The sequence below is a fragment of the Streptomyces sp. MK37H genome (assembly GCF_018035285.1).
GTDB classification, from domain to species: Bacteria; Actinomycetota; Actinomycetes; order Streptomycetales; family Streptomycetaceae; genus Streptomyces; species Streptomyces endocoffeicus.
Genome location: NZ_JAAAYH010000533.1, coordinates 1 through 5,205, shown reverse-complemented (window position 1 = coordinate 5,205; position 5,205 = coordinate 1). Strand labels below are relative to the sequence as shown.

The window sequence follows — 5,205 nt, the reverse complement described above, 5'->3', positions numbered from 1 at the left end:
TGGTGTCGGCGTGGTCGGCGAGGATCGGCTTGGGGGTGAGGACACCGATGTCGTGCATGGTGTCGCCGACCTTCTGCACGGAGCGGATCACCGGCTCGTTCACCGGCAGCAGCTCGCTGTTGGCCTGGTCGACCAGGGCCCTGGCGACCGTGGCAGAGGCTCCGTTGGTGCGCTGGATGGCCTTGGCGTACTCCGCGGGGTGCCGGCGGGACCAGGCCAGCGCCTTGTCGAGGCGGCGCAGATAGTCGGTGATGGCTTTCTTCTTCGCCGGGACCTGAAGGGCCTTCTCGGAGGCTCCGATGAAGCCGTAGCCGCTCACTCGCCCGTTCGCCCCGTTGACCAGGAGACGGCCGCCGTGCTGCTCGGCCACGGTCTTGTACACGCCGAACGTGGCCCAGACCTCGACCTTGCCGGAGGTGAAGGCGGCCTGGGCGTCGGTGGGCAGCAGATACTGCACATGGACGTCGGAGTAGCTCAGCCCCGCCTGCTCCAGGGCGTGCGCCAGCAGATACTCGGCGATGGAGCCCTTGGCCGAGGAGACCACGACCTTCTTCCCCTTGAGGTCCTTGACGCTGTGCACCGGTGAGTTCTTCCGGACCACGATCCCGGTGTGTGTGCCGTCGTTGTGCAGCGCTCCGACGGCCTTCACCCGCACTCCGCCGGAGAGTGCCTGAAGCGTGGGCAGATCGGCGGCGTACGAGGTGTCGGCGGCCCCGGCCTGCACGGCCTGGAACAGCGGTGCGGCACCCTCGAACTCGGCCCACTTCACCTTGTACGGCGTTCCCTCCAGGGCTCCGGAGGCATCGAAGAGCGTCTTCAGGTTCTTGGCCTGGTCACCGAGGGTCAGCGTCACCTTCGACGGATCGGTCTCGGACGCCGCCTCGCTGTCGCCCGCGCAGGCACTGGTGGCGAGGAGGGCGGTCAGTGCCAGCGCGGCGCCGAGCGCGCGCGCCGCGGCCGTGGCCCTGCGATCTCCGGTGTGCGAGCGGTTCATGCGGTGCATGTGGTTCATGCGGTCACCTCTTCTCGATGGTGCGAATGCGCCGAGGCGTCGTCGACGCCCAGTCGTCGCAGGAGTTCGCCACGCAGCGCCACGAAGTCGGGGGAGCCGAGGTCACGCGGGCGTGCGAGGTCCACCTCCGCCTCGTAGGCGATCCGCCCGCCGTCCATCACCAACACCCGGTCGGCCAGCAGCAGCGCTTCCTCGACGTCGTGCGTGACCAGCAGGATCGAGCAGCCGTGCCGCTGCCACAGGTCGGCCACCAGCCGCTGCGCCTTGCCGCGGGTGAGCGCGTCGAGCGCGCCGAACGGCTCGTCCAGCAGCAGCAGTTCGGGCTCGCGCACCAGCGCGCGGGCCAGCGAGACGCGTTGGGCCTGACCGCCGGAGAGCGTGCGGGGCCAGGCACCCGCGTACTCCTCGATGCCGACCTCGGCCAGATAGCGCCCGGCGAGCGCGCGGTCTCCGGCCGGCAGACCGAGTACGACGTTGTGCCACACCCGCAGCCACGGCATCAGCCGTGGCGACTGGAAGGCCACCGAGCGCCGCTCCGGTACCTCCACCTCGCCCTCGGTCTCGCTGTCCAGCCCGGCGAGGATCCTCAGCAGCGTCGACTTTCCGCAGCCGCTCTGGCCGAGCAGGGCCACGAATTCGCCCTCGCGGATGGTGATATCGAGTCCGTCGAGCACCGTCTTGTCGCCGAAGGCGCGCGTCAGCCCGCGGACCTCCACACTGTTCGTGCCGTTCACCGGTGTCATGCCCCCTCCCCGTCGAACGAGGCCCGCCAGTCCAGCAGCCGCCGGGACAGCAGCCGCACCGCGAAGTCGCACAGCAGCCCCAGCACCGCGTACACGGCCAGGCACAGGACGATGACGTCGGTCTGGAAGTACTGCTGGGCGTTGCTCATCAGATAGCCGATACCGGCGTCCGCGTTGACCTGCTCGGCGAAGACCAGGGCCAGCCACGCGGTGGACAGCGCGTACCGCAGCCCCACCAGCGCCCCGGGCAGCGCGGACGGCAGGATCACGTACCGGATCAGCCCGATGCGGCCAAGGCCCACCATCCGCCCGGCCTCGATCAGCTGGGCGTCGGCGGACCGGATGCCGCCGTAGATGTTGAAGTACAGCGGGTAGGTGACACCGAGCGCCACCAGCGCGATCTTCGGTGTCTCGTCGATGCCGAACCAGACGATGAACAACGGGATCAGGCCCACCCAGGGAATGGCCCGGAACATGCCCATGGACGCGTCGATGACGTCCTCGCCCAGCCGGAAGAGACCGGCGGTGAGCGACAGGGTGAGCGCCACGGCCGCGCCGATGAGGAAGCCGAGGGCCGCGCGCCGGCCGGAGGCGGCGATGGCCTGCGGCAGCTCACCGGTGCCGATGAGGTCCGCACCGCGCCGCACGACGTCGACGGGGGAGGCCAGCACGGACTCGGGGAGCACACCCGTGGCGGCGGCCAGGAACCAGAGCAGCAGCAGACCGACCGGCCCGGAGGCCCGGCGCACCCCGCGCGGGACCCGGAGGCGGGGCCGGGTGCGCGCGGCGGTGGGGCGGGATGTCCGCGCCGCGGCGGGTTTGACGGGCGGCGTCGGGTCCTTCGCCGCACCGGGGGGTGGTGGTGCGGACGTGCGCGGGGGCGGTGAGGCCCCGGACACGGAGGAGTGCGGGGAGGGCATGGTGCGGCCTCTCGGTCGGGAAGTGTTCACAGGAGGTGTGCGGGCGGTGGATCAGCCCGGCGCCGCACCCACGGCCGCGGGGCGGGCGGTGTCGGCGGACCAGGCGGACCAGGAGCCGGGGTAGAGCGCGGCCGTGATACCGACGCGGGCCAGGGCCGCGACCGTATGGGCGGCCGTGACGCCGGAGCCGCAGTAGACACCGACCTCTGTCGTGCTGTCGGCGCCCAGCGCGGTGAAACGCCGCGCGAGCTCCTCCACGCTGTGGAACGTGCCGTCCGGTGCCAGGTTGTCGCCCGTCGGGGCGGACCGGGCGCCGGGGATGTGCCCGGCGCGCGGATCGACCGGTTCGGTCTCGCCCCGGTACCGCTCGGCCGCCCGCGCGTCCAGCAGGACGCCCGTACGGGCCACCTCGGCCGCCGCGTCGGCGTCCAGCACCGGCAGCTGCCCCGGGGCGAGGACGACATTCCCCTCGACAGGTGGGGCGGGCTCGCCCGTTTCGACCGGCAGGCCGGCCGCGCGCCACGCGGCCAGCGCCCCGTCCAGCAGCGAGACCCGTTCGACCCCGGCCCATCGCAGCAGCCACCAGGCGCGAGCGGCGGCGGTGTTGCCGTTGTCGTCGTACACCACCACCGGCCGGTCGGCGGTGAGTCCCCAGCGGCGCGCGGACCGCTGCAACGTGGCGAGGTCCGGCAGCGGATGGCGGCCGCCGGCCGGAGTGGGCGGAGCGGCCAGTTCGGTGTCGAGGTCGACGTAGCGCGCGCCCGGGATGTGCCCGGTGCGGTAGTGCTCATGACCGTGCGGATCGCCGAGCCGCCACCGTACGTCCAGGACAACGGGCGCCGGACCACCGTGGAACAGCCGGGAGTACAGCTCGGCCGGAGTGGTGAGGACGGGGGCGGTCACGCGAGGGCCTCCGGTACGGCGATGGGCGTCAGGCAGGGGTCCAGCCGCAGCCGCTCCAGGAAGAGGACCACCGTGGCGGCGGCGGTGCGGTGCGTCACGTCGTTGAGGACGTCGTGCCGGGTACCGGCCAGACTCACCAGCTCCGCTCGGGGCAGCTCGCGGAACACGCGACGGACCTCACCGAGCGGGCTGACGGTGTCCTCGGCACCGTGCAGCCCGAGCACGGGAACGGAGATCCCCTCCAGCGTGGGCGGCCCCGGCGTCGGCGGGCCCGCCAGGGCACCACGCCGGAACGCGGAGTCGGCGGTCAGCCTGCCCCGATGCGTGGGGCAGGCGGTGCGCAGCTCCAACTCCTGCTCCCAGTCCCGAGCGGCCGTTTCGGCGGGGTGCGGCCCGGTCGGCAGCCCGGCGAGGATGAGCCCGTCCAGCCCGGAGGCGTCGAGGGCGGCGAGCCGCGCCGCGTGGGAGGCCCCGGTGTCGGAACCGACCAGTACGCGGGGGCCCGGGAGCGTTTCGTCGCGCAACAGCTTGGTGGCCGCCTCGGCGATGGCCTCCGGGCCGGAGGAGGCGTCTCCCAGGGCGCGGACGCGATAGCCGTCGGCGGAGATCCGGCGGCCGAACCGCTCGTACACACCGCCGTGTTCACCCCGTCCGGGCAGAAGCACGAGGGTGCCGCGCGGGGCGATTCCCGCCGGTTCGTCCCAGGAGTGGACAGGCTGAGCAGAGGTCATGAGAACTCGATTCATCGACAGCGGCGCGCCCGACCGCACGAGCGAGATGGAGCGGCCGTGCGGAAGTGCGGAAGGGAAAGGAAGAGACGCAGGCGGGAAGCGCCTGCCGACGGGGAAGCGCGGAGGGGCGAACGGGCGGCGGCGAGCGAGCGGCGACGGCGAGCCCGCCGGGAAGCCGTATGTCAGCGACAGCGCATGGCGCCGGTGCGGCCGAAGTCGACCACGCGCCGCCGTGTCAGCCGGGCGCCCGTGGCGCGGCACACCGCCGGTCCGGCGGCCGACGGCCCGGATCCGGTGCGGTGGGTGCGCGGCCCGCGGGCCGTCACGAACGCTGTACGCGGCATGACCTCAGGATGCACGAGGCCGGAGTCGGCCGTCCAACGATGATTTGCCATCAAAATCGATCGTGATTTCCGATCGATCGGTTGCTAGCCTGCGCACATGCGACCGGTATTGGACATCGTGGCGTTGCGCAGTCTCATTGCCGTCGCCGACTACGGAGGCTTCCACCGCGCCGCCGGCGCACTCGCCCTCAGCCAGTCCACCGTCAGTCAGCACATCCGGCGGCTGGAGAAGTCCCTCGGCCGCCCCATCGTCGAACGTGACGGCAGGAAGACCCGGTTCACCCCCCACGGCACCCGACTGCTTGAGGAGGCCCAGCAGATCGTCGGCGCACACGACGCGGCCCTTCGCCGGCTCCTGGGCGAGTACCCGGCCGACGCGGCACCCGTCATCATCGGCGCCACCGAACACGGCGCCGACCAGATCCTTCCCGTCCTGACCGCGGCCGTACGCGACACCCGGCCCGGCGCCGAGGTCCGGGTGCGCATCGACCGCTCGGCGCGGCTGACGGACGCCGTCGCGCGTGGTGAACTCGACCTCGCCGTATACGTCAC

General features: G+C 72.4%; 7 protein-coding genes. 1 reads left to right on the top strand and 6 read right to left on the bottom strand.

Annotated elements, in window-relative coordinates:
• From GWI24_RS39945 to GWI24_RS39920, 6 genes are all read right to left on the bottom strand, one after another.
• The coding region (locus GWI24_RS39945; RefSeq protein WP_247617543.1) for an ABC transporter substrate-binding protein at positions 1–1,012 on the bottom strand (1,012 nt) is incomplete at its 3' end.
• On the bottom strand, positions 1,009–1,755 hold the full coding sequence (locus tag GWI24_RS39940; protein WP_210950926.1) for an ABC transporter ATP-binding protein: 747 nt from the start codon (positions 1,753–1,755) through the stop codon (positions 1,009–1,011). The genes GWI24_RS39940 and GWI24_RS39945, both read right to left, overlap by 4 nt.
• On the bottom strand, positions 1,752–2,675 hold the full coding sequence (locus GWI24_RS39935) for an ABC transporter permease (protein ID WP_210950925.1): 924 nt from the start codon (positions 2,673–2,675) through the stop codon (positions 1,752–1,754). Before GWI24_RS39935 ends, GWI24_RS39940 begins: the two co-directional genes overlap by 4 nt.
• 51 nt (positions 2,676–2,726) lie before the next feature.
• On the bottom strand, positions 2,727–3,578 hold the full coding sequence (locus GWI24_RS39930) for a sulfurtransferase (protein ID WP_210950924.1): 852 nt from the start codon (positions 3,576–3,578) through the stop codon (positions 2,727–2,729).
• Positions 3,575–4,309 (bottom strand): alpha/beta hydrolase, encoded by a 735-nt coding sequence (locus GWI24_RS39925; RefSeq protein ID WP_210950923.1) that lies wholly within the window; start codon positions 4,307–4,309, stop codon positions 3,575–3,577. The genes GWI24_RS39930 and GWI24_RS39925 overlap by 4 nt, the downstream gene beginning before the upstream one ends.
• A gap of 182 nt (positions 4,310–4,491) precedes the next feature.
• A complete protein-coding gene (locus GWI24_RS39920; RefSeq protein ID WP_210950922.1) occupies positions 4,492–4,653 on the bottom strand; it encodes a hypothetical protein in 162 nt (53 codons plus the stop codon).
• A gap of 97 nt (positions 4,654–4,750) precedes the next feature.
• Here GWI24_RS39920 and GWI24_RS39915 point away from each other — a divergent pair.
• A partial coding sequence (locus GWI24_RS39915; protein ID WP_210950921.1) for a LysR family transcriptional regulator occupies positions 4,751–5,205 on the top strand: 455 nt, incomplete at its 3' end.